Genomic DNA, 22,246 nt, shown 5'->3' with positions numbered 1-22,246 from the left:
GGCGCAAACAACATATCGCGAATGAAAAAACGAATGGGGCATACCTATCTAGCGGTTTTACTCTTGGGAATCTTTACAGTTTCGGCACAGCAAGACCCACAGTTCACCCAATATATGTACAACACCATGAGTGTAAATCCTGCCTATGCCGGTTCGCAGGGGTATCTCACTGCGCTGTTGATGCACCGTTCTCAATGGGTTGGTGTGAATGGAGCGCCAAACACACAGGTTTTGGCCGTGGACACTCCCTTGGAAAATAAATTGGGTGTTGGAGGAATTTTGGCCCATGATGCTCTTGGCCCTTCTTCGGAAATTTTCTTGGACGGCAATGTTTCCTACACCATTCAGTTGGACAGTACAAATAAAAAGCTGTCTTTTGGGATGAAAGTGGGAGGTAGATTATTTGATGTGGATTTCTCCAAAGGATTGACCCAGAATCCAGATGTGGCCTTTCAAAATAATGTACAAAGCAAATTTTTCCCTACCATTGGTGCGGGACTATACTACCAGACCAAGGATAGTTATTTGGGCTTTGCTGTGCCCAATTTCTTTTCGCAAAAGCATTATGATGGGGAGGAACAAGAAATAGCCGCCGAGCGCTTGCACTACTATTTTATAGGAGGTAAGTTCTTTGACCTGACTTCGGAGATAGTCATGCGGCCAGCCTTCTTTGTAAAATGGGTGCCCGGTGCTCCAATTATCGCTGATGTTTCGTTGAATGCTGTCCTACGGGAAACCTTCACGTTTGGGGTGGCCTATCGGTGGGACGATTCTTTTTCAACTCTGTTGGGTCTTCAAATTACCCCAAACTTAAATGCAGGATACGCGTATGACCTTACCACCTCCAATTTGGCAAATTATACCGGAGGTACGCATGAAATATTTTTACGATATCAATTCAAGGAACTCAAGAAACCCTCAGAATCGCAATAATTCTTTCGCGAAAAACGGAAACCAAACATCAACATAACCTCATGCATGCAAGCCTTCAACTGTAGTTGAAGGTTTTTTTTTGAAAAAATTTCACGTTCATGCAACCTTTTCATTTTTGATTTGTCATTGGGATAGAATGAAATAGGATTATTTTTAGCCGTCATTGAATAACCGTCCAGAATTTTTGGAAGCAAACGTACGTTTTACGCACCAAGCTTTGGTGGAGCAGAGTAGAGAAGGGGATCGCAACGCGCAATACCAGTTGTATGGGTTGTATGTGGATGCCATGTTCAATGTTGCTATGCGGTTGCTGACCATTCGGGAGGATGCTGAGGATATTATTCAGGAGAGTTTTGTGGAGGCTTTTAAAAAGTTGGACTCTTTTAGGTTTGAGAGCACGTTTGGCGCTTGGCTAAAACGGATTGTGATCAACAAGAGCATCAACCATCTCAAAGCAAAACGATTGTTGCTTTCCTCCATGGAAAATGAGGGAGAATTACTGGATGATGAACAGGAAGCGGAACCGGACCAATTTGAAATTGATAAAATTAAAATGGGGCTAACACAACTTCCGGAAGGCTACCGACAGATTATCACCCTGTACTTGATTGAAGGGTATGACCATGTTGAAATTGGGGAAATTTTGGGGATAACCACCTCCACTTCCAAATCGCAATACCACCGCGCTAAAAAGAAACTTATTCAAATTGTAAAAGAGCTATGATGGACAATTTTGAAAAACAAATACGGGAAAATAAACAGGCCTTTGATGTCCATAAAGTGGATAAGGACAAGTTGTGGCAGGGAATTACCTCCCAATTGGATGAAAAACCAGAAACGAAGGTTATTCCACTGTGGAGATCCAAAAAGTTATGGGCCGCGGCCTCCATTGTTTTGCTTTTGGGACTATCGGTGATGACATTTTTCACATTGAAAACGCCAACACAACATATGGATGCTTATGCCAATGAGGAACTCTTGGAAATTGATATGCACTACCAACATTTGGTGCATCAACAGGTGGAGTTGGTGCAGAATCATCCCAAGTTATCGGATGATGACAAAGAGGAGTTCCTATCCTTTATGGACGAACTGGACGAGGAATATCAACAATTAAAATTGGAAATGCGAAACAACCTGGACAATGAACGGGTTTTGGAAGCGATTGTGGCAAACTATAAAAAACGCATTGAACTGATTGAGAACTTATTGAAGCAAATCAATGCGTCCAAAAAAGAAATGGATTATGAAGGGTATGTATTATAAAAACATTGGGGTAACAGTAGCTCTATTGCTGTGTACACTCATGGTCTTTGCCCAAAATGAGCGAAGCAAGCGATGGGATAAGACCTACGATCTTTCTCCTACGGGAAAAGTCCATATAGAAAACAAGTATGGCAATGTGGTTATCAATGGATGGGAAAGAAATCAGGTAAGGGTTTCCATCTCCATAGAAGTAAACCACAGGAAGGATGAAAGTGCCGAAAAATTATTGGATCGGATTCAGCCCAAGGCCATTCAAGCTGGGAATTTTATCCAGTTTATTTCAGAAATCAAGGACCGGGATGCCAATATTTTCGCGAAATACTTCAGTAAGGCCAATCCGTTTGACTTTGATAAAAGCAACGTGCAGATTGATTATGAGGTGTACCTGCCCATAAATGCGGAGCTCAATATTACCAACAAGTTTGGGGACATTATCATTGATTCTTGGAAAGGCGACTTGGAAACTGATTTGCAACATGGCGACATCTACATCAACGGAAACATATCTACCGCAAAAGTTGACATGCGTTTTGGAAAATTCCATGCCAGAAATCTGGACTATGGTAATCTTAAGATGGACAATGGCAGTATTGACATTGACAAAGCGCAAAAGCTCAAAATAATCAGTAGTGGCAGTGATATACGGCTTGGCGAGATTTCAGATTTGGAGCTGTACTCCAGCAAAGATGAAGTGGAACTGGAATCGGTTGATGCCCTGCGTGGCGATTTTAAATTCTCGAATGCAGACATTGCCAGTGTAACAAATGAGTTGTTCCTAACACTAAGAATTGCAGAGATTGATATCAAAAGGATTTCCAGCTCCAACGCAAACATCAATATAGTGCAGGAATCCTCCGAAATCAATGTGGACATAACAGGAATGGCATTTGACTTTAGGGCAACTTTGGAGCAAGGACTTTTGCGTGTTCCCAAGACTTTTACCAATATCAACACCCAAGTCACCAATGAAGGAAGCAAGATCAGGGAAATTACTGCTAAATATGGAACGGGTGAACGTGGCAGTTTTTCGATCAATGGAATCAAAGGGGTGATTGTGCTGACGGATTGATTTTTTAAAATCTGAAAAAAATTGATTCTGGTGCAACCCTTTCAAATTTTGAATGTCTTTAGAATGAAAATCAAAAAACGGAACATGATACAACTAAAATCGTTACTTCCCATCTTGCTGTTTGGGTGTGTTACATGGGGCCAACAAACTCAGGAAAATTCGGATTACATTGAATTTAACGACCGTAAGAACGTAGTGCACGGGGTTTATTTGGGGCTTACTACTTATTATGGAGAAATGAGGGGGAAATCCACCTATTTGGGAGGTCTTAAAGTGGCCTATGTGGCCAACCGACAGTTCGAGGTTGGTTTTTCTGGGGTTTTTCTGTACTCCGAACAAGACAATCCAAGAACCTTGAATGAGGACCTGATTGGGGCTTATGGGGGTATCCACTTGGAGCCTATTCTATTCAGTAAGTCCACTGTAAATCTTTCTTTCCCCTTGTTGATCGGAGCAGGAGGGGTGGGCTATTTGGCCAATAACTTTGATGACCCTGTAGATGACCCCGATGAGGATGATTTTGAAGCTGTTTTTGTAGCTGAACCTGGTGTGAGTCTACTTTTTAATGTCTCTAGATACCTTCAGCTGGAAGCAGGGGTCAAGTACCGTTTTTCCAGTAAGGTGGAATTGGAGGATAGTCCACTGCGCAACATCAATGGGTTTTCAGGTGGAATCGGCCTAAAAGTAGGCGTTTTCAATATGGGAAGAAATCGCTATAAAAAACATTTGAACGATGGCCAGTAGATCAAAAAACGAACAATCAATCAATAAAGGAATCCTAACCAGCCACGTCTTCACAGAAAATGGGACTGTATTTCTAAGAAGTTCCGAAGATGTTGACATTAATGAGTGGTCCGCGATAAATTTTCATTGGATGCCCATTTTACAATTGGAGCGAGAGTTGGGTTCCTAAGAATCATTTACATCAAAAAACGAACAGCATGAAAACTTTTAAACATGCCATCATCGCCTTGGCGATGGGGTTAATGGCAACTTCTTGTGTACAGGAAACTGTGTGGGTCTCTGATGAGGTGTCCACTAGAAACTATGACTTTGAGAATATTACAGCACTTCAGGTGGCAACGGATTTTAATGCCTATGTAACTTTTTCGGAAACGGAGGAGCGTGTGGAAATTGAAGCTAATGACAATCTTTTTAATAAGATGGATGTCTTTATGGAAGGAAACAAATTGGTTGTGAAGTTGGAAAACAACATCAGGGTCAAGGGCAGGGAGACCTTGAACCTTTACATCACCACAAGGAACATTAATTGGTTTAAGGCATCCTCGGATGCGGCCATTTTTTTGGAAAACCCGCTTCATGCGAACAGTGTTTCTATCAATTTGAGTTCAGATGGGCACTTTATTGGGGATATTGTTTCAGAAGATTTTGAGCTCAAAGCGGAGTCGGACAGTGATGCAGAACTTTATTTGGAGGCCAAGAATGCGTATTTCGACTTATCCTCAGGTGCTTACTTGGATGGGGAAGCCACTATTGACAATGCTGTGTTTCGACTTTCTGCTGATGCCACAGCGGATTTGTTGGGTACTGTTGACCATGTGGATGCGATATTATCTTCAGATGCTGAGTTAAAGGGGTACGCTTTACATATCAATGACCTTGAAATTGAGCTTTCTTCTGACGCTGAAGCCTATCTGACGGTTTTCGAGACCATTGATGTTAATGCAAGTTCTGATGGTCGGCTTTACTACAAAGGTGATGCTGATATTGTTCGTCAAGTGCTATCCAGTGGAGGAAAAGTCATTAAAAAATAGGCTGGCCAGTACCATAAGGATTTTATAAAAGAATGGGATAGCTTGCCTTAAACCAATACCTTTGGAGGAGCAAAAGCAAGATTGTATGGAAAGGAATGAACTCTATCCCATTTTTTTAAAGGTTTCCAATCTTAACGTGCTTATTGTTGGCGGTGGTAATGTGGGTTTGGAGAAGTTGACCTTTTTGTTGAAATCCAGTCCCAATGCCCAAGTACAAATGGTGGCTCCTGAATTTTTGCCCGAAACCTTGGCTTTGGCCCAAAAACATTCTGTTGAAATCACAAGGGCGGAATACAATGCTGATTTTTTAGATGGAAAGCACATTGTAGTTGCCTGTACGGATAAGGTAGAAGTAAACGAGCAGGTGTACCATGATTGTCGGAAGCAAAGTATACTGGTAAACGTGGCGGATAATCCTCCGTATTGTGATTTTTATATGGGCGGAATCGTAACGAAGGGCAATGTGAAAGTTGCCATTTCCACTAACGGAAAATCACCCACAACGGCCAAACGTTTACGTCAGTTTTTTGAAGATGTTCTTCCAGAGAATATAGATGATTTGGTGAAAAACCTCAATTCATATCGAGATACGCTAAAAGGCAATTTTGAAGAAAAAGTTGAGGCGCTGAACGAATTCACTAAAGGCCTTTTGGATTCCAAGGAAAATGAAAAGAACTGAAAGTAGGAGGTAAGCTATTATAAACGTTTCATTGCCTCAATAAGGTCATCCTTTTTTCTTGGGGATATGCTTACGTGCATGTTATTGCTCATAATAATATAGCCACCATCAGACTTAATGTATTTCTTTACTTCATTTAGATTAATTAGAAAACTGTTATGCACTCGCATAAACTGCTGGTCGGCCAAAAGGTTCTCATATTCTTTAAGATGCTTGCTTACCAATAATGTTTTTTTGTTCTTTAGAACGAAGCAGGTATAAGAACCATCAGCCTTGCAAAGAATAATGTCGTCTATGGCTATGAATTCCATTCCGGCAGTGGTGGCAAGACAAATTTTTTCTTGTCTACTGGTACCTCTTGATAAGCTTTGCATTAGCGTATCGATTTGTTGGCGGTACACATTGGTATCCATTTGGTTTCTGGCTTTTTCTACTGCGTCTTGGAGTTCAACCAAATCAATAGGTTTTAACAGGTAATCAAGTGAACTGAATTTTATGGCTTTAATGGCATATTTTTCAAAGGCAGTTGTAAATATGATCTCAAAACTTGGTTCCTTTATCTGTTCTAAGACATCAAAACCTAGCCCAGGTTGCAATTCAATATCTAAGAACACCACATCTGGGCTGTATATGGAAAGTACTTTAACGGCTTCTTTCACTGAACTTGCGGTGGCAATCACCTTAACATCTTGGCAAAACTCTTCCAACATGGATTTTAAGGTTTCCCTACTGTGTTTTTCGTCTTCTATGATTACTACTTTTAAAGTCATGCGGTCTTTTTTATTGAATTAATAGTTGTTTGGAACTTGGTTAAGTTATTGCCAAAACAATAAGAAGTATTTTTCTTATGCCCTTTGAAAGAATAGTATCGTTTTGTATTTTTGAGAAAGAAGGGTCGGATTTCTATTTGATTTAGATTGTCAAATAGAATGCTCTTGGTATTTTGCCTTTCACTGTTCAACAATGTCATCAGACTGGGTTATGGACGTTGCTCCCTATGGGACCAATTTGTTTTCCTCAAAAGAATTTTCAACAGCAATCCTCTATTCTTGTAAAGATAATCCAATGATTTAATCTTTTACAGAATTAGATAAATCTAAGCATTAAAAACAAATAACAGATATTGGTTGTACTGCAAGTCTGTATACTTGTTAGCAGTAATTGGGTTCAATTATGGATTTGGGGGAGAGGGGCGTTTATGGCCTTAGAACTAAACTACTGAGTATTAAATTTAGTCAAACTAAGGAGAGGTTTTCATAATGTTGAGGTTTATTTTAGTAATTCAAAGATTTTATTTAAAAGTATAACTCACCATTTTCCTTTCTTAATATTACTGTTGCGCAGCATAACCCCATACTAGCTATCAGCTTTACTAAAAAGATACTCATGGTGAGTTGTTTACTGTAGATGTATTTATAACCAAAGAGAAACACAGATATAGGGCTGCACTATCTTCATCGCCAGAACTGAAGACAGTACCATAGTAGTCTGCGTGCAGCCCAAAGACTGTGTTTCTTTTTTTCATTGTTAATTGTTACTGGGCATAAAACTAATCTTGTTAAACACATTTCATAGGTGCTATTTGATGTAAACGGGTTCTGGGTTTACGGAATGCCTCTATGGATTCATGTGGATAACCTTTTGTATAATTTTCAGGCCGTGGAATACAATTTTTGATCTTGGGATTGTAATTCAGGTGTCTTTGGCTTTGCTCTTTTGGGCATAGGAGCTATAAAATGTCCTTTAAAGTCTATTGCTGCAATATTGCTGAAATAACCCAAAATATCTTCATAGTCATTGATGTTGACCCCAGCCTTTACAAGTCCCTTATGAATGGGCGATTTGTTTGGTTTCGCGCCCCAATCCCCATAAATTCTTTTATCACGTGATTTTATAATAAGGATTTTCAACTTGCTCAAATGCCAAGCAGGAATGTAAAAATTGGATACTCCATCATTTAGGGATTTGAACGTGACATATACTTTGCCAACATTTTTGTAAACGTTTGCAGTGTATCCTAACGTAGCATTGTTAAAAGGAAGTTTAACACATTTATCTTCCGATTCAAGATAAAAAAGAATTGGGCTGTTGTAGAGTACATCTTCGGTAATTTGAGGAACATCAATGGTAAACGACCAACCAGGCAACTGGTGTCTGATATCAAATGACAATAATTCTACCGTATTACAGGGCAAAGGCTTCGAATCCTCTCCTTCTTTATCGGCAATGGAAGATGATTTGTTAAAAAGGTATATGGGGTATCCTATGATAATCGCTGCGCAAATTAACGTCCAAATGATGGTTAAGAGTTGCATAAAACATATTTGATTAAAAACTTAGGGAACGTTTAAATCTTGTACCAAGTAACAAATTGTAGATTGGATTATAGTACATGAATATACAGATGGTGGTTCTCAATTGACGGATATTTCTCATGCGATGAAATGCTCGATTTCATAGGTGAAATGCACATGAAAAGGTGTTGCTTAGTGTAGAATCCATTTATGGTACATTTATACCCTAAAGTAGGCTGACCCATTATCTACTAAAAAGCAAACTGAGGATAACGGGCCAACCTTATCATCTGAGAAAGTTCAATAATTAGGTTTCAACATCCTTTTTTTCATCAGAAAGTTCCAATTGACCAACAACGTTCATAACATCATAATTGGCAATTTTCCTTGTGCTATAATTCCTTTTAATATGGTTGAGGTAGGTGTGTATTTCTAAAGTATAATAGTTCTCTAGTTCAAATATCGAATTTGGGTCTTCGGCGATTTCAGATTTTTGATTTGTTTTCTTTTTGCCAAATGACCTAGCATTGTATACAATTTTATAGTGGTTATTTTCTTTGTCCATCCATTCAATGGTTACCTCTATAAAATCATCCATTCTTTCCCTAAGTCTATATGTGGCTTTTTTAGGGATTCTACCATGTTCGTATTCAGACTTGACTAAATCTAAAATCCATTTTTCAAGAAAGCTCTCTCTCATTTTAATTCTATGTTTAGGTATTCAGATGTTATCCCTTATAAGGGACTTGTTCTTTTTTGTTCTTGAGGATGAAGGTTTTGTGTTCCCAGATGGTTTATGGAATCCCATAGGTTGAAATAGGTCATCCAGTATTCATGGACGTTTTAGGCATTTTGGCCTAGTGGTTCTTGGGAACTTTTTGTGAAGGTTGACTAAAGGTCTCTTGAATGAGGTGTATAAGGGACCTTGAATTTTGTCCATAAAAATGGTTCTTGGTAGCTATTGTATTAGTTCATACTCCATACTTCTTTTAACCACGCAATGGTTCGGTTGCGTGCAAGTTCACTTTCAGGTATGTCGTCATAGTCAAAACTATGGTCGGCATCGTTATAGAAGTAACTTTCCACTGGAGCTCCTTTTTCTTCCAGAAGGTTTAGCATGCAAAGTGTATTTTCTGTGAGGTTATCATTACCGGGTATGTGATAGAGCATTGGGGCATACGGGTAAAACACATTTTCATCCAAAACTTCCAAACCACATGGGTGCTTTCCCCAATAGTTGTAACCAACAGAACCTCCGTAATAAAAAACTCCTGCGGAAAAGCCTAACTCTGGTTTGGGCTGTGGTGACAAAATTCCATCAGAAGCATCATAGATTTTACCGTCATCGCTTTGAGTCCACTCAAAGTCTTCGGGAACCTTGTCAGTATCGATTAGGGTTGAAGCAACAGAGGTGGCTCCATCTGAGAATCCCAAAAGGGCAATATCTTCGCCCCTTACCACGGAGGCTCCGTCTTCATATTTTAAATTTTGTAGTAAGGCAAGAGTGGCGTTTGCGTCTCTAGGTCGCACAAATTGAGCACTAATTCTTATGTTATTCGGTAGCTCGGCCCATTTTCCTGTTCTTGTAATAACCCCTCTTTCTGTATAACTATCCACAAAAGCACTTACAATGCAGTTTTGGGCCAGGATAGTTTGCCATTCCTTAAATTGACCGGACAGTGTTTTGCTATCTGGACTGTTTTGGTACCAAAGGCCATATGACCCATGCATGACTACAACGGCTGGAAACGGACCGTTATCGGAACATTCTTTTGGAATGGATAAATAGACAGGAACCTTTACATTATCCACAAGAGCATAAACAACGGTATCCGTTGTAGTGGCAGACAATTTAACATCTTCAATTTGTCCATCCAACAGTGAAGAGCGGTCATTGCTACAGGATACAATAGAGATAAAAATTCCAAGAAATAAAAGTAGGTTAAGGTTTTTGGATGATTTAGGGTGTCGCTTCATAATAATAGTGTTTTAATGATTAATACGTGCAGCTACAATTGGATATGCCTTGAAAAAGGTCCACGCCAAGTGTTATTACATGTGTGCCTTTTGAATAGCCCAATAGTTCATTCATGATGATTTGATAGGAATACCCAAAATAAAAGTCACCTTTTTTGAGTCCTATGATTGGGGCGATATAGAGAGGTGCCCCAAGTTGGTCATTTAAAAATCGATAAGTGAAACCAGCGTAATAATAGTCAAGAAAGTCATACCACTTAAATTTGGTATTGACATCTGTAACAGAGCGGTTATCATTTTCAAAATACTGGAAGAAGATAGAAGGTTCGATCTCAAAATCGGCCCTTCTGCTTCTCCGATATTTATATCCAGAATACAAATAATAGTTTCTAAGCGTATTGGGTTCGTTAATTGGATTGAATTTCTTCAAATCCTTGTTTAGAATGTTTGAAACATTAAGGCTTAAATAAAAACCTCCTCTTCTGTACAAGGTGCCAATGTCAAAATTTGGGTTACTCGATGCTCTATCATTTACAACCGCCAGATCATTATTATCTTCAAAATTTTCAATGTCTATCCTAAACTGATTAAGATTGAAGGATAAGGCCATTGAAAAAAAATGGTCTTCATACTTATTGATGGTCAAATGATGAGCAAAAGAAACTTTGCCGCCGCGTTGTTTGGTCTCTCCATTGGAGTCATTGTACAGTACCATACCAATTCCTGACCGGTTGCCCAGTCTTACATCTGCAGAAAGCGACTGTGTATCAGGAGCATCCTTTACACCTACCCATTGCGATAGTCCATTCATTCTAACCTTCACATAATTTCCTATGCCTGCAAAAGCAGGGGACATCAAAAAAGGATTGTCCGATAGGTATTGGGACAATTGCGGTACGGTCAATTCTTGCCCTTTACCAAGGAATACGCATAAAAACAGGAATGGGGTTATTAACTTTTTCATAAATCAATTTTTAACGGTATAATGTAAAATGTCCAACAAATTCGCGCCCACTTCCATCATTCAGTTGTACGATATACCAGTAATCACCCGAAGGCATGGCTTGAGATTGGTAACGGCCATCCCATCCATTATCGAGTTGTCCCATAATCTCTAATTTTCTACCATATCGGTCAAATATGAAGGTTTGAATATCAGGGAAGAGCTCCATGTTCCTTGGTTTCCAAAAATCATTCTGCCCATCGTTGTTCGGAGTGAAAAAATTGGGGATGGTTATCTCTACAAGGTTGAGCGTTATGGAAGATGTAGCTTCACATCCTCTTCCATCAATTACGGTAACCTCAAAAGTTCCACTTCTGGTAATGGTATAAGTGTTTGTGGAACTTCCCCCGTCATTTTCAAAATAATAGGTATAAGGAGGAAATCCACCACTCGCATTGGCAGTTATTTCATTGATATAATCATTGGATAAGCTCAAACTAAGTGGAGTGGTCTCCTCAATCGTAAAGGGAATTTCGACCAAACATCCATTATTGTGCATAATGGATAGGGTATGATTACCTGGGCTGATGTTGTTGAAATCAGGACTGATTACAAAGTCATTGGGATTTGTAGAATCTAAAGCGTACAGCACTTCATTCACTATGCTGGAATCCAATAAGGTCACTTCGACACTATTAGATGGTAATCCTGAATCACATGAATATATAGGCTCTATAGTTGCTTCAAGATTTGGGCCTCCAGGTAAAACTTCAAATACGGTATTTGATTCACACCCGGAACCATCAATAATGGTCATTTGGTAATTTCCAGCGGCTAGGTCATCTAGATCAAAAGAATTAGACGCAAAAACCATTGGCAGCATAGAATTCAACTGGACCGTTAAAGGCAAATCAGTGGTGTCCGTGTTTACGCTTACTGAGCCATCGAGACTTTCCCAGCATGTCTCATTTTCAACGGTTGTAGATATATTAAATCCTGAAATTGTCACTGTGAATGTGTTGTCCACTTCGGGGCAGCTTCCGTTGGCCGGGCTGAATACGTGCAGGGTGGTGGATGCGTTGACCATGTCCCCTGCGGAGAGTGCGGAGCCTGTCCCGCCTGCCCCTGTGAAATAGTTGCCGTTGGCGAGCGCCGGCAGGGTGTAGGAGTCACATGCGGTGACGTCCGATGGTGCGTCCGCCACGGGGGTCTGGTCCACCGTCACGGTCACGTCCACGGCCTCGCCGCACTGGCTGGGGTCGTCCGGGGTGAAGGTGTAGTCGGTGTCCCCTGTGATGTTCGTGTCTATGGCATTGGGTGCCCATGTACCTGTTATCCCGTTGTCGGAGACCGCGGGAAGCGCACCGGGGGTTGCGCCCTCACAGTACGTCGTGGTGAAACTGAAGGCGGGGGTCACCGTAGGGTCCACCGTCACGGTCACGTCCACGGCCTCGCCGCACTGGCTGGGGTCGTCCGGGGTGAAGGTGTAGTCGGTGTCCCCTGTGATGTTCGTGTCTATGGCATTGGGTGCCCATGTACCTGTTATCCCGTTGTCGGAGACCGCGGGAAGCGCACCGGGGGTTGCGCCCTCACAGTACGTCGTGGTGAAACTGAAGGCGGGGGTCACCGTAGGGTCCACCGTCACGGTGAACGATTCCTCGTCGGAACAAATACCATTCTCGTCCCATACGTATACGGTCGTTGTGCTGTTCAGCACGGCGTTCGGCGCGATGGTGTTCCCGCCCCCTCCCGGGCCCCCAGGCGCATCGTAAAAACTTGGGGAGGTCAAGTTCGTCCCGGTGATGCTGATCCCCGAGAGGTCGAACGAGTCACATGCGGTGACATCGGCGATGGGATCAATGTCAGGTGATCCAGGAGCTATTAGGTTGACGTCGTCACCATCAGGGTTTGAGGGACACCCATTGATTATAATTCTTAAGTTGTTGTAGTTTCCAGCGGGAAGCCCATTAATGGTTGCTGATTGAAATACCACATTAACATTGGGGAAGCTTCCACTATCGTGGATAATGGTGTACTGTCCATCGGGTACGTTTGAGAATAGTAGGAATATGTTACCATCGTTTACTCCACATGCAGATGGGTTTGCAAAAGTATCCACAGAAACCGTAGGAGTGGGGTTGTTTGTTATTATTACAGTGTCGGAGGAGCTTGGACATGTGCCGTTCGATATGGTCCACTCCAACGTGGCACTTTGTCCGACTGGGAGTCCAGAGATTCCGGTCGTTGGGTCACTGGGAGTATCGATGGAGAGTCCAGGCCCATTGATTTCTGTCCACATGCCAGAGCCCACAGTAGGGACATTGGCAGCCATGTTGAAGGTGCCATTATCGCACTGTTGGATGTCCGGCCCCGCATTGGCGGTCGTGGGATCTTCATAAAAGGTCACGGTTATCTCGTCAAAATCGTTACAGTTTCCATTTACATCGGTCCACCTGAACGTGTACGTTCCGTACGCGTCAACGGTAAGGGTCTGGTCTGGGTCGCTCGCGTTTGTTCCGAAGGTAAGGTTCCCGGGTCCGTTCTCCATGGTCCAAGTACCGTTGCCCATTGCACTGGAGGCATCCACGACGTGTGCAAGTCCGCACTCTTCGAAAACGGTCTGTACCGATGGCTCGTGGGCATCCGCGGTAGGTTGCGGTTCTATGGTAACCGTTACGGTTGCTGTTGCATCAACGCAGGGTGCCGTTGCGGTTAGGGTATATGTAAAATCATAGCTGCCGGGAACAAGCCCAGAGAAGTTGATATTGGTAATGTTGGGGTCTGGCATCATACCTCCAAATGCATTGTCATCATCATTCCAACTTCCACCAATCTGGGGGGTACCCAGTAAACTACTTGGAAGGTTCACCAGGGTTGGGTCTCCCTCGCAAATTTCGATAGTATTGTCACTTCCGGCGTCAGGGGATGTATAGACTTCAATTATATGGGTTACATCAATAAAATTACCAGAGGTATCCGTTACTCTATAGGTACGGGTGATGGTCTCTGGATTGGACATGCCATCCGATGAATCACTTATATGTACTACGGTGTCCACTGCACAGTTATCATCTTCGTCGTTGACCACACTTGGGTCTGGTGCTGGTACGGTATCGCACACCACTATTGCTGTAGGATTGGTGGCGGTTGGAGGTTCTATATCTCCAAATCCAATGGTAAATACTTCGCCATCCAAAAAGTCTATTCCATCAAAATATGCATTGTCATTTCCATCAATACTGGTGGCATCAATTTGTGTAATGGCACCTGTGGTGAAATCTCCATCTCCATCAGTGTCAATCAAAAGTTTAATACCGCAGTCACCATTGCTCAATATATCAGAACCTGATAAATCTACTCGGACACTTACTCCTGTAATTGGGTCTACTTGCCCTGGGCGTGTTCGCGTTAGTTGAACCTTCCATTCTCTTTCGAGCCGGAAGTTTATTCCAGCGGGTAGCTCCACATTGGTTTGATTGATACTTAAGTCGTTATTCCCCCAAAGAAGATAGTTATGATCATATTGAAAAAGACTACCATCGATTGGGGTACGTTCTGGAGTCATCAGATCATCATCAATCATTAAATTGTCTGAAACAAAATCTGTGTCAGTAGAAATCGTAACTATTGCATCGGCATTTACACTTTTGGAAATTCGCTGATCTAGATTGTACCATAGCCTATAACTTGGATTGAGCACACTTTGATGACGATCTCTTCCAATTCCAGCTATATCATGTTTGTATGTTACATCGGATTGCCATATAATGCTCCCATTAGCCGCAAGGTAATCGTATGTGCCGTTTCCAGCGATACTTCCAAGTTGGTTTTCATTTGTAAGAGTGATACCATATTTAATTGCCAGATAGCTTTCCACTCTCTGCCTAACAGTATTAGTTATTGGATTGGTAGACGAAACGTCAATCAACATCACTTCGGCAATATCCCCAGTGAGGTTGCGGTCTGCATCACTACTATTAAAATGTTTGCCCAATCTATTGTAATCAAAAAGAGGGTTGTCTGCAAAAGGGTCATTTCTGAGTATATTTATATCGTGTATACCATTTACCCATGTATCCAGTGCTTCTTGTTCAAAACTTGTGGTTCTTGTAAAGACACCGATTGTGGGCTCACCCATAAGGTCGATGGTACCACTTTCAAAAAATTCTTGATTTTGATTTATGTCATATAGATTGGGATCGGTATCAGCCTGTGGTCCCGTATACCAGGTTCTACCTATTGAAAAACGGTTGTTGTCCGCAACGCCTAGTGACAAATTACCAGCCCAGTCATCTTGGTCTAATGAGGTATGTAGGGTATCAACAACCCCCCCAAAAAGAAGCCGTTGTGTTTCTGCAGTGTTTCCTGAACCCACGGCTTTGAAAACAATAAAAACTGCAATATCTTCTTGAGCATTAGATCTAAAATGCAAAGCCTCACCAGCTCCTCCATTATCATTTCCATCGAATTGAATAACAGGATTAAAATTTAGATTGTCGGTATTATTCCTGCGAAATACTGGAAGATTGGGAACAGATCCTGTTGGCCAAAGAAAGCTTGAACCAAATGAATAATCAAACCCCGGAGGGGACCCATCCCAAGCGTTGGGATAATCATTGATACTTGCTGGATGAGGAATAGCATTTTGCTCATCAAAATCAATAATGTCAAACCATGTTGTAACAGGAGTACCGTCTCCACCTGGGTTCCCAAAAGTACCAGGGACTCCAGGATTAGGATCATAGAAATTTTCACCTGAGGGATCAGCGTTTACGGCTTTGTCTGCCCTAAACCAAGTATCGTTTCTTGTTTGTCCATGTAGTTGATTGGTCGCTACAATAACCAGCAATAAAAAAAATACACTGGACATGCACTTATGCATGTTTATATTTTTAAGAAAGTGTAAAAATCTAGTCATAAGCAAGTAGGTTTTGGCCACATATTTTTGGGCAGAATACACGGCTCCATGTTAACATAGAATTAAAGTACTATGCCTACTTTATATATAAGGGGAGCAATTAACCTATAAGGCTTTACAATTGACGAAAGGCCCAAATGGATTTATGGCGATAATTTTAAAACCTTCTTTTTTACGGTTTTTATGAACCATTAATTTAGCCTCTCTTTTAATTTACTCCATTGAAAATGGAATGCTTATCCCACAAAAAAAACCGCCAAGAAAATTTCTTGGCGGTCAACTATCACTGTTGCATTAGAATACTCGAGTTACACCAAACCTTACATTCTTAATTCAGTATTGAATTTATGGACAGGACAGCTATTTTATTAGATTAATCTCAACTCTTCGGTTTTGTTGCCTTCCAATTCTGGTAGCATTGGTTGCTATTGGTTTGTCTTCACCGAACCCAATGGCTGTCAATCTATTTGATGCAATACCTTCATTGGTCAAGAAATTCCGAACTGAATTTGCCCTGGCCTCTGAGAGTTTTTGATTGCTTTCACTGCTTCCAACACTATCGGTATGGCCTTCCACAGTAAATTTGGCATTAGGGTACTCATTCAAGATCTGAATAATATCCACCATAGTTGAAACCGATTCTGGTTTTATGGTTGCCTTTCCAGTATCGAAGAGGATAGTTCTAGCATAGTCGTTCAGCTGTTTTTGAACTTCTTGTGTTACTTCAGGACAGCCCTTATTGCTAACAGGACCTGCTATAGTGGGACACTCGTCATCGATATCCACAAGTGAATCACCATCAGTATCAGGGCATCCTTTGTTTTCAACTGTTCCAGGAGTATTTGGACAACGGTCTTCACTGTCTATGATTCCATCCCCGTCAGCATCTGGACAGCCATTGTGCTCAGCTAAGCCTGCTACAGTTGGGCAGTCATCGTCTTTATCCAAAACTCCGTCCCCATCGGTATCTTTCCAAGGACATCCATTGTTTTCAGCTGGGCCTGCTTCGTTGGGGCAATCATCATCTTTGTCCAAAATTCCATCACTATCTGAGTCCTTCCATGGGCATCCCTTGTTTTCGATGGGTCCTGGGGTGTCCGGACATTTGTCTTCTTGGTTGATGATGCCGTCATTATCCCTGTCTTTCAACTTATTTTGATAAACAGGAATCTTCAATCCAGCATATAGATCCACGGCTTTGGTGTTTTTTCCGGCGATAGCGGAAATAATAGATCCAGAACCAAGGTAAACAGGGCCTAATCGTACTCCGGCACCCCATTGAAACCCAGCCCCCTCAAGAACGCTGAGAGGAGAATAGATTCCCAACCAAGTACTTTCAAATCTAGGGGTAAGCCTAAATTGATTTAGAACTCTATTGGTGTTCGTTCTTTGCTTCGGCGTTAACGGAATATCGGCATTAAGATTAAGATAGAATTTGGAGTTAAGGTTCCAATCTACATTGGTATGGAATGCGGTGGGCAATGTAATATTAGCCGATTGCGACTCTGATAAAAGATCAAAATTGTCCCTTAAGGCATCTTCCAGCACATCACCGTCAAAATTATCCTTGTCTTGGGTTTTGTTGAGATCATAAACTCTTTCGACTCCGTTTGTATCCGATATTTCTCCTATGTCTGTTATGGATGCACTCCATTTTAATTTGTATTTATTGGCACCTCTATCTGCAATGGGATTTCCCTGCGCATCCAACTTGGTGTATTTTGCGTGTTCTGGTCTCCACTCATAGACAAGGCCTATATCAGCACCAAAGCCGCCACCTCCACTAAAATCAAAAAAGTCTCCGCCATTGCCTTCATCGTCAAAGGTGTCAGTGTTACCGTAAGTAAATTCACCTGTGGTACTTACCCTGTTGGTTTCTGAAGTATAGTTGACCGAAACATTTGACCCTTTGATATAGACGTTGCCCATACCTTGAATGTATTTGAGGGACAGACCGCCTTTTAGAAAATGCTGTTCCTGATTTAAAAGCACTCTGGCATAAGAGGCTCCTATTTCTCCCCAAAGGTTAAAGGCACCATATACGCTACCTTCCTCCAAAGAGAAATCTTCCGTTTCATCAAACCCACCTTCTTTGTCCAAGAGTTCACCGTTGACATCATTGATGTTAAAAAACGCCCTACCTCTGGTAAAGATGGCCAAGGATTGTTTTTGATCTATACTAAGCATTACAGATGGACCCAACACATCAATGTTCCATGCTATGAAGTTGTTTTCTGTAGGCGAGGTATTGGCATTATCAAATGCATCACTGAAACTGTTTAAGGCATCACTGAAGTTGAATCCGATGTAATCGTTTCCCACAAAGGAACTGACACCAATAAGGTTGACATCCAATTTAAGCCTGGAATCTGCAATGTTGGCAGGGTTGGAAATTATCCCATGCACACCACTATAATTGTCCTCTAGGAATCCAACATAGGATTGGGCAAGACTGACCGAGGTGGTCAAGACGAGGAAGATGCCCATTAAAATTATTCTTGAATACATTTTAAAAAGATTTATTTTTTGGTTCTGTGTTTTTATTGCCATGTTTTATGATGATTGGCATTTTACAAAGAGATAGTAAATATGTGAGGGTGGGATAGGTAAATGAATGAACGCTACTTTTCAATTGATGAAACCGAAAGATGAGTTTACCGAGATATTCCACAGGCAGGAAAAAGCTTCGGTTTTTTGTAAGGTGGTACAGAATCCAACCTTTAATAGGAGGGAAGCTTATCAGAAAGGTTTATAAAAATTGCCAAGAAAAAAGATTGGGTTTTCCCAAAAATAAAAAACCATTACAACCAAGGAACCATACTGGTTCCTTGGCGTAACGGAAACCTCAACTAAACTAAACACTTTTATGACCAACAGTCTTAAAAAGTGCATTGCTATATGTGCATGCGTTAAAAATTGATCTTGCTTTTCAATATAGTTTAACGCGTAATTGCATAGCAAACATACGTTGTAACATCACATTTGGAGTGGCCCACCTAACGGATGCCCCGTTTCAACTGACGAATGGGCAATCTGGTTTGGTGGTTAAATAAAAAAGCAGTCCCATTGGACTGCCTTTTATTATATTAAAATTGGTTTTTACTCCTTACTAGGAGGAACTATCATCAACAGATGCATCTGGAGCGTTTTTCTTTACAGAGGCAACCCCGTTTTCCATAGCTGACTCGCTGGAATACATCTCACTGTTTCCAATGACCTGTCCGTTGGAGGCTTTTAGGTTAAAGTATGGACTTCCATCCTTTGCCGTGTTTCTTTCAAAGTTTCCATCGTCCTGCGAATGTTTTCTCACAGACTCGATACCATTCTCACAGGCAGCTTTGGTGGTATACCCCTGACTGCTTAAAATTACTTGGCCGTTTCCAGCTTTTAAATTAAACCTGAACTTGCCAGATTTATCTGTATTAATCTCAAATTTTCCCATGGTAATATGTTTAAGTACTAAATCTAGAGATTTTCTTAAAAAATGACCAATATTTCAGTAGAAAATCACCGTTTTTTATACTTATTTTAATTTATGGATAAAAAAAGGCGTTGAAGTTTGTACTCAACGCCTTGTACATTTTAAGGAAGGTGCATTTAAACCCTCACCTGGCCATTACCAAATACGTAGTATTTGTTTGTGACCAATTGTTTGAGTCCAAGTGGACCTCTATGATGCAGTTTGTCTGTACTGATGGCCAACTCGGCACCCACACCCATTTGTCCGCCATCGGTAAAACGGGTTGAAGCGTTTTGGTACACAGCGGCACAATCCACATTTTCCATAAATGTCTGTGCAATGCTATCGTTTTGGGTCATAATGGAGGCGGAATGGCCACCTGAGTTTGCATTTATTTTTTCAATGGCCTCATCCAAACCAGTTACTGAACCAATAACACACTTCATGGCCAAAAATTCTTCTTGCCATACTGATGCGTTGGGAATAATATCCTCTTCGGTCAAAACCGTTTTCACTTTTTCATCCACCAGAATGGAAACACCTTTTTCGGAAAAAAGCTCTTTCAGTTCTTTCAATTTATCCTCATAACCGTCAATCCCAGAATCTATCAAAATCTTGTCCAACGCGTTACAGGCGGATATTTTATGTGTCTTGGCATTTACAATTACCTCCAAGCTCTTTTTCCAATCGGCTTCTTTATGAACATATAGGAAATTGTTTCCTCTACCACTGACCAGTACAGCACATTTGGCATGTTCCTTTATAAAGGCGATTAGGCGTTCACCGCCTCGGGGCACGATTAAATCGAGATCTTGATCAGGATTTTTCAAAAATTCTTGGGTCTGGGTACGATCCATTTCCAAAAACTGGATGAAATCCATTGGTAGATGGTTCTCTTCCAATGCCTGATGCCAGAATTTAACCAGTACCTTATTACTGTGATAGGCTTCCTTTCCACCTTTCAATAGGATTTTGTTATTTGCCTTAAAAGCCAACACTGCGGCTTCTACGGTAACATCGGGTCGAGACTCATAAATGATCATAATGGTCCCAAAAGGGGCTGTTTTGTTGATGATCTTGAGCCCATTGTCCAAATTTCTCGTAGAAATCTCTTGGTTAACAGGGTCTTCCTGGAGTCGAACTTCTTTTACCGCCTGAATCATTTGATCAACTTTTTTCTGATTGACCACCAAACGGTCGTACAGCGCTTGATCGTCCCGGTTGAACGCATCTAAATCTTTTTGGTTGGCTATTAAGAGCTCCTCCCTATTCTTGTCCAGAATCTGCTCCATATCGGCCAATACCTTATTTTTTATATCTGTATTCAATAATTTCATAGTTGTCATTTTTTTATAGTGAGACCTTGGTCCCTACTTTTTTTCCTTCAACAATATCTAGAATTACATTGTCTTTTTTCCCGTTCACGATATACGACGGAATGTTATCTGCAGCAGCCATTTGGGCGTAGCTCAATTTTGAGCCCATACCGCCACGGCCTTCACCTTCAGCTTTGTTGCCTTCTTCAATGTACTTGTCCAAGTCCTCTTTAGGCGCTACTTTTTGAATGACCTCTGACTCTTCTTTTTCTGGGTGACCGTTGTAAAGACCATCAATATCTGTCATGAGGATCAATTTATCGGCATTCATCAATTGCGCGATCAATGTGGCGAGCTCATCGTTATCAGAAAACATGGACATGGCCACGGAAACGGCATCATCCTCATTGGCAATGGGCACCACACCTTCAGATAGAAGTCCTTCAATACAATTGATCATATTGTCTCGATGCATTCCTGGGTTAAAATCCCGCTTTGTGGGGAGTACTTGGGCACATTTCATACCGTAATCCCTAAAAATGTTGTAGTACAATCGCATCATTCGGGGCTGTCCGATGGCAGAATATACTTGTCTTCTTTGGGTCTTGTCCTTGATATCGGCTTTGCCCAACACTTCTTTTCCCGCAATTACGGACCCCGAAGAGACCAAAATGGTCATAATATCGCGTTCGTACAGCTCCGCAACTTGTTTTACCAGCTTTTTGAGTACTGGTCTTACAATTCTGTTGTCTTTGTTGGTCATAACATTGGTTCCCACCTTTATGACCACGAGTTCTTTATACATGTTTTAATATTCTTCGCCGAGTTCTACGGCACGATTAAAGGCTGCATAGGCAGCTTCCTTTATCATTTCACTTACGTTATTGTCCTGCATGGAATCTAAAGCGGCCCTAGTGGTGCCACCTTTAGAAGCTACACGCTCCATCCATGAATCTGGGGTAAGGTTGTTCTGGTTGAACAGTTCCACGGCCCCGGTAAAGGTCTGACTTACCAACACTTTTGATACATTTTCGGAAAAGCCCATTTGAAGAGCCGCATCCATCATGCTCTGCATAAAGTAGAAAACATAAGCTGGACCGCTTCCCGAAATTCCTGTGGAAGCATCGATAAAGTTTTCACTTTTAACGCGGAGCGATTTTCCGGTGGTATCCAAAAGGCCTTCCACCATAAAAAGTTCCAATCGGGAAACTTCATCCGCAGAAACGTAGCTGGTGAGTCCTTGCCCCACTTGTGCCGGAAGGTTGGGCATAGCCCTAACCACTTTTGTAATGCCCAGGGCCTCTTGAATATATTTTATGGTCACCCCGGCCATGATGGAAATGAACAATTGTTCGGGTTTCACCAAATTCTTCATACGTTTGAAGAGGTCTTCGGCATGATAGGGCTTAACGGCCAAAAATATGATATCTGCTTGGGGCACACAGTCCTCTAAGCGTTCCATGGCATCGAAATAGGCTATTTTTCCCACTTCGTCCAATTTCTCCTTTGATTTGTCCAGCACCATAATGTTGCGTTTTTTCAACAGTTTGGATTTGGACATACCTGTGGCGTAGGTAAGTCCCATGTTACCTGCACCAATTACCAATACTTTCATT

19 protein-coding genes are annotated in these 22,246 nt (G+C 41.5%); 8 read left to right on the top strand and 11 right to left on the bottom strand.

The features are described 5' to 3' along the window. The first annotated feature begins 21 nt into the window (after positions 1-21). From ACFOWS_RS14300 to ACFOWS_RS14265, 8 genes are all read left to right on the top strand, one after another. Entirely contained in the window at positions 22-933 is a 912-nt protein-coding gene (locus tag ACFOWS_RS14300) for a PorP/SprF family type IX secretion system membrane protein (protein WP_379765853.1), read from the top strand. Positions 934-1,117: 184 nt separating this feature from the next. Continuing rightward, the gene (locus ACFOWS_RS14295; protein ID WP_379765850.1) at positions 1,118-1,657 is read left to right on the top strand and encodes an RNA polymerase sigma factor; all 540 of its coding nucleotides are present in this window, start codon (positions 1,118-1,120) and stop codon (positions 1,655-1,657) included. Further along, the gene (locus ACFOWS_RS14290; protein ID WP_379765847.1) at positions 1,654-2,199 is read left to right on the top strand and encodes a hypothetical protein; all 546 of its coding nucleotides are present in this window, start codon (positions 1,654-1,656) and stop codon (positions 2,197-2,199) included. The genes ACFOWS_RS14295 and ACFOWS_RS14290 overlap by 4 nt, the downstream gene beginning before the upstream one ends. After that, entirely contained in the window at positions 2,180-3,268 is a 1,089-nt protein-coding gene (locus ACFOWS_RS14285; protein ID WP_379765844.1) for a hypothetical protein, read from the top strand. Before ACFOWS_RS14290 ends, ACFOWS_RS14285 begins: the two co-directional genes overlap by 20 nt. 84 nt (positions 3,269-3,352) lie before the next feature. Further along, positions 3,353-4,012: a hypothetical protein gene (locus ACFOWS_RS14280; RefSeq protein WP_379765842.1), complete on the top strand. Its 660-nt coding sequence runs from the start codon at positions 3,353-3,355 to the stop codon at positions 4,010-4,012. After that, entirely contained in the window at positions 4,002-4,181 is a 180-nt protein-coding gene (locus tag ACFOWS_RS14275; protein ID WP_366586779.1) for a hypothetical protein, read from the top strand. Before ACFOWS_RS14280 ends, ACFOWS_RS14275 begins: the two co-directional genes overlap by 11 nt. Before the next feature lie 28 nt (positions 4,182-4,209). Beyond that, positions 4,210-5,043 (top strand): head GIN domain-containing protein, encoded by an 834-nt coding sequence (locus ACFOWS_RS14270; RefSeq protein WP_379765839.1) that lies wholly within the window; start codon positions 4,210-4,212, stop codon positions 5,041-5,043. 85 nt (positions 5,044-5,128) lie between these two features. Further along, entirely contained in the window at positions 5,129-5,722 is a 594-nt protein-coding gene (locus tag ACFOWS_RS14265; protein WP_379765836.1) for a precorrin-2 dehydrogenase/sirohydrochlorin ferrochelatase family protein, read from the top strand. A gap of 17 nt (positions 5,723-5,739) precedes the next feature. Here ACFOWS_RS14265 and ACFOWS_RS14260 read toward each other — a convergent pair whose 3' ends face one another. The 11 genes from ACFOWS_RS14260 to proC all read right to left on the bottom strand — a co-directional run bounded on the left by ACFOWS_RS14260 (position 5,740) and on the right by proC (position 22,245). Next, positions 5,740-6,492: a LytR/AlgR family response regulator transcription factor gene (locus ACFOWS_RS14260; protein ID WP_366586787.1), complete on the bottom strand. Its 753-nt coding sequence runs from the start codon at positions 6,490-6,492 to the stop codon at positions 5,740-5,742. 882 nt (positions 6,493-7,374) lie between these two features. Continuing rightward, positions 7,375-8,037, bottom strand: coding sequence for a hypothetical protein (locus ACFOWS_RS14255; protein ID WP_379765833.1), 663 nt, complete (start codon positions 8,035-8,037; stop codon positions 7,375-7,377). A gap of 286 nt (positions 8,038-8,323) precedes the next feature. Then, the gene (locus ACFOWS_RS14250; protein WP_366586791.1) at positions 8,324-8,716 is read right to left on the bottom strand and encodes a hypothetical protein; all 393 of its coding nucleotides are present in this window, start codon (positions 8,714-8,716) and stop codon (positions 8,324-8,326) included. Positions 8,717-8,982: 266 nt separating this feature from the next. Further along, complete coding sequence (locus ACFOWS_RS14245; protein WP_379765830.1) at positions 8,983-9,993, bottom strand: dienelactone hydrolase family protein; 1,011 nt, start codon at positions 9,991-9,993, stop codon at positions 8,983-8,985. A 19-nt stretch (positions 9,994-10,012) separates the two neighbouring features. Beyond that, positions 10,013-10,957, bottom strand: coding sequence for a PorP/SprF family type IX secretion system membrane protein (locus tag ACFOWS_RS14240; RefSeq protein WP_379765827.1), 945 nt, complete (start codon positions 10,955-10,957; stop codon positions 10,013-10,015). Between the two features lie 10 nt (positions 10,958-10,967). Then, positions 10,968-15,806: a T9SS type B sorting domain-containing protein gene (locus ACFOWS_RS14235; RefSeq protein WP_379765824.1), complete on the bottom strand. Its 4,839-nt coding sequence runs from the start codon at positions 15,804-15,806 to the stop codon at positions 10,968-10,970. A gap of 408 nt (positions 15,807-16,214) precedes the next feature. Further along, complete coding sequence (locus ACFOWS_RS14230; protein ID WP_379765821.1) at positions 16,215-18,362, bottom strand: DUF5723 family protein; 2,148 nt, start codon at positions 18,360-18,362, stop codon at positions 16,215-16,217. A gap of 601 nt (positions 18,363-18,963) precedes the next feature. Beyond that, entirely contained in the window at positions 18,964-19,296 is a 333-nt protein-coding gene (locus tag ACFOWS_RS14225) for a YegP family protein (protein ID WP_366586805.1), read from the bottom strand. 155 nt (positions 19,297-19,451) lie between these two features. Next, positions 19,452-20,651, bottom strand: coding sequence for a glutamate-5-semialdehyde dehydrogenase (locus tag ACFOWS_RS14220; protein WP_379765817.1), 1,200 nt, complete (start codon positions 20,649-20,651; stop codon positions 19,452-19,454). A 13-nt stretch (positions 20,652-20,664) separates the two neighbouring features. Then, complete coding sequence (proB, locus tag ACFOWS_RS14215) at positions 20,665-21,435, bottom strand: glutamate 5-kinase (protein ID WP_366586810.1); 771 nt, start codon at positions 21,433-21,435, stop codon at positions 20,665-20,667. A 3-nt stretch (positions 21,436-21,438) separates the two neighbouring features. Beyond that, positions 21,439-22,245 carry a pyrroline-5-carboxylate reductase gene (proC, locus tag ACFOWS_RS14210; protein WP_379765813.1) on the bottom strand — a complete coding sequence of 269 codons (807 nt, stop codon included), beginning with the start codon at positions 22,243-22,245 and terminating at the stop codon, positions 21,439-21,441. Between the last annotated feature and the right edge of the window lies 1 nt (position 22,246).

The organism is Flagellimonas marina (genome assembly GCF_042651185.1).
Classification (GTDB): Bacteria; Bacteroidota; Bacteroidia; order Flavobacteriales; family Flavobacteriaceae; genus Flagellimonas; species Flagellimonas marina.
This window is presented reverse-complemented; position numbering and strand designations above follow the sequence as displayed.